Source organism: Spirillospora sp. NPDC046719 (assembly GCF_040645715.1).
Taxonomy (GTDB): Bacteria; Actinomycetota; Actinomycetes; order Streptosporangiales; family Streptosporangiaceae; genus Spirillospora.
Genome location: NZ_JBEYYT010000749.1, coordinates 1 through 2,799, shown reverse-complemented (window position 1 = coordinate 2,799; position 2,799 = coordinate 1). Strand labels below are relative to the sequence as shown.

General features: G+C 57.5%; 1 rRNA gene. It reads right to left on the bottom strand.

Annotated features, from left to right (window positions below):
• Positions 1-26: 26 nt before the first annotated feature.
• Positions 27-2,799: ribosomal RNA gene (locus ABZ914_RS49640) — 23S ribosomal RNA — on the bottom strand; the annotation flags it as partial.

The following is a 2,799-nucleotide window of genomic DNA, read 5'->3' as shown; positions in this document are numbered from 1 at the left end:
ACAGCGATTCGAATTGAACGTTCAGTGTGTTCAAGCCACTCGGCCTATTAGTACCGGTCAACTCCACACGTTACCGCGCTTCCATACCCGGCCTATCAACCCAATCGTCTATTGGGAGCCTTACCCCCTCCGAAGAGGGGAGGGAGAACTCATCTCGAGGAAGGCTTCCCGCTTAGATGCTTTCAGCGGTTATCCCGACCGAACGTAGCCAACCAGCCGTGCCCCTGGCGGGACAACTGGCACACCAGAGGTTCGTCCGTCCCGGTCCTCTCGTACTAGGGACAGACCCTCTCAATTCTCCTACGCGCGCAGCGGATAGGGACCGAACTGTCTCGCGACGTTCTAAACCCAGCTCGCGTGCCGCTTTAATGGGCGAACAGCCCAACCCTTGGGACCTACTCCAGCCCCAGGATGCGACGAGCCGACATCGAGGTGCCAAACCATCCCGTCGATATGGACTCTTGGGGAAGATCAGCCTGTTATCCCCGGGGTACCTTTTAGCCGTTGAGCGACACCACTTCCACACGTAGGTGCCGGATCACTAGGCCCTGCTTTCGCACCTGCTCGACACGTCCGTCTCACAGTCAAGCTCCCTTGTGCCCTTGCACTCGCCACCTGATTGCCAACCAGGCTGAGGGAACCTTTGGGCGCCTCCGTTACTCTTTGGGAGGCAACCGCCCCAGTTAAACTACCCACCAGGCACTGTCCCCCACCCGGATACACGGGCGCGGGTTAGACGCTCAAAACGACCAGAGTGGTATTTCACCAATGACTCCACCCACACTGGCGTGCGGGCTTCACAGTCTCCCACCTATCCTACACAAACCGTTCCAAACGCCAATGCCAAGCTGTAGTGAAGGTCCCGGGGTCTTTCCGTCCTGCTGCGCGAAACGAGCATCTTTACTCGTACTGCAATTTCACCGGGCCTGTGGTTGAGACAGCGGGGAAGTCGTTACGCCATTCGTGCAGGTCGGAACTTACCCGACAAGGAATTTCGCTACCTTAGGATGGTTATAGTTACCACCGCCGTTTACCGGCGCTTAGATTCTCAGCTTCGAGGTCGAAACCTCTAACCGGTCCTCTTAACGTTCCGGCACCGGGCAGGCGTCAGTCCGTATACAGCGTCTTACGACTTCGCACGGACCTGTGTTTTTAGTAAACAGTCGCTTCCCCCTGGCCTCTGCGACCACACCCAGCTCAGGCAGCAAGTGCCGTCACCAAGCATGGTCCCCCTTCTCCCAAAGTTACGGGGGCAATTTGCCGAGTTCCTTAACCACAGTTCACCCGATCGCCTTGGTATTCTCTACCTGACCACCTGAGTCGGTTTAGGGTACGGGCCGCCGGTACACTCGCTAGAGGCTTTTCTCGGCAGCATGGGATCACTCACTTCACCTAAAACGGCTCGGCATCACATCTCACCCTCAATGCGCCACGGATTTACCTATGGCACGGGCTACATGCTTACCCCAGGACAACCATCGCCTGGGCTGAGCTACCCTCCTGCGTCACCCCATCACTCACCTACTACCCCCTCGGGCCCCACGCTCCCCACAGAAACAAGCCCGAAGGCTCGTAACCAGGTTCGGGTGGTTAGCATCAGAGGATTCAGCGTTGGCGCATACCAGCGGGTACGGGAATATCAACCCGTTGTCCATCGACTACGCCTGTCGGCCTCGCCTTAGGTCCCGACTTACCCTGGGCGGATTAGCCTGCCCCAGGAACCCTTGGTCATCCGGCGGGAGAGTTTCTCACTCTCCATTCGCTACTCATGCCTGCATTCTCACTCCCACAGCCTCCACCACTCGATCACTCGGCGGCTTCACCGGCTGCAGGACGCTCCCCTACCCATCCCAGCAAAAGCTGAAATGCCACGGCTTCGGCGGTGTGCTTGAGCCCCGCTACATTGTCGGCGCGGAATCACTTGACCAGTGAGCTATTACGCACTCTTTCAAGGGTGGCTGCTTCTAAGCCAACCTCCTGGTTGTCACGGCAACTCCACATCCTTTCCCACTTAGCACACGCTTAGGGGCCTTAGCCGATGATCTGGGCTGTTTCCCTCTCGACTACGAAGCTTATCCCCCGCAGTCTCACTGCCACGCTCTCACTTACCGGCATTCGGAGTTTGGCTGACGTCAGTAACCTGGTAGGGCCCATCAGCCATCCAGTAGCTCTACCTCCGGCAAGAAACACGCGACGCTGCACCTAAATGCATTTCGGGGAGAACCAGCTATCACGGAGTTTGATTGGCCTTTCACCCCTAACCACAGGTCATCCCCCAGGTTTTCAACCCTGGTGGGTTCGGGCCTCCACACCGTCTTACCGGCGCTTCACCCTGCCCATGGCTAGATCACCCCGCTTCGGGTCTACAGCATGCGACTCAAACGCCCTATTCAGACTCGCTTTCGCTACGGCTACCCGCCACCGGTTAACCTCGCCACACACCATAACTCGCAGGCTCATTCTTCAAAAGGCACGCCATCACCAATCAGAATCCGAAAACCCTGAAGGAGGCTCTGACGGCTTGTAGGCACACGGTTTCAGGTACTATTTCACGACCCCTCACCGGGGCACTTTTCACCATTCCCTCACGGTACTGATCCGCTATCGGTCACCAGGAAGTATTCAGCCTTACCACGTGGTCGTGGCAGATTCACACGGGATTTCACGGGCCCCGTGCTACTCGGGAACACACCCAAGAGGCATCGCAATTTCGTCTACCGGACTCTCACCGTCTACGGTCGGCCTTCCCATGCCATTCGACTATCACGATACTTTGTAACTCTTTGCCAGCACGGCAGC